The 202-nt window shown below is 58.9% G+C and carries 1 tRNA gene; it reads right to left on the bottom strand.

Annotation, left to right across the window (positions count from 1 at the left end):
* Positions 1-85: 85 nt before the first annotated feature.
* Positions 86-159: transfer RNA gene (locus MJ257_RS24750), tRNA-Met, on the bottom strand.
* Between the last annotated feature and the right edge of the window lie 43 nt (positions 160-202).

The raw sequence follows: 202 nt of genomic DNA, 5'->3' as shown, positions 1-202 counted from the left end.
GCGGTCTCCTGCGTGACAGGCAGGCATGTTAGGCCTCTACACCACGGCTCCACACTTTGATCATGCCATCCTCATGCGAGGATAATTGCGGGGGCAGGATTTGAACCTGCGGCCTTCGGGTTATGAGCCCGACGAGCTACCGGGCTGCTCCACCCCGCGTCAGTAAAAAGAAAGTATGGTGGAGGCTGAGGGGATCGAACCC

The sequence above is a fragment of the Paenibacillus timonensis genome (assembly GCF_022427145.1).
Classification (GTDB): Bacteria; Bacillota; Bacilli; order Paenibacillales; family Paenibacillaceae; genus Fontibacillus; species Fontibacillus timonensis.
The sequence above is the reverse complement of the archived record's forward strand: the minus strand, read 5'-3'. Positions and strand labels throughout refer to the sequence as shown.